The sequence below is a fragment of the Pseudomonas sp. PDM18 genome (assembly GCF_014852585.1).
In the GTDB taxonomy this organism is placed as follows: Bacteria; Pseudomonadota; Gammaproteobacteria; order Pseudomonadales; family Pseudomonadaceae; genus Pseudomonas.
This window is the reverse complement of the sequence record NZ_JACVBX010000057.1, coordinates 1-255: the sequence shown is the minus strand read 5'-3', so window position 1 is coordinate 255 and position 255 is coordinate 1. Positions and strand designations below refer to the sequence as shown.

The window sequence follows — 255 nt, the reverse complement described above, 5'->3', positions numbered from 1 at the left end:
CTTCGCCGGCCTTGGCGACCTTGATCGCCGCCGGCGCGGAAATCACGTTGAACAGGTTCCAGGTGACCTTGACGCCGTAGTCGGCCCAGCTCTGGTTCACCAGGTAGGAGTTGCTGTCGTAGTGCCCACCCGCGGAGAACTCCAGGCCCGGCAGCAGGCGCAGCATGGCCTTCTTGGTCTCGGCGGCGCTGATGCGGCTCTGGTAGTCCTGCTCGCGCAGTTCCGGCCGCGAAGCCAGCGCCTCGCGCTCCAGGC

General features: G+C 67.5%; 1 protein-coding gene. It reads right to left on the bottom strand.

The window, feature by feature from the left end; all coding sequences use genetic code 11:
* Positions 1 to 255: TolC family protein (locus tag IB274_RS29530; protein WP_192436305.1), on the bottom strand; the 255-nt coding region annotated here is incomplete at both ends.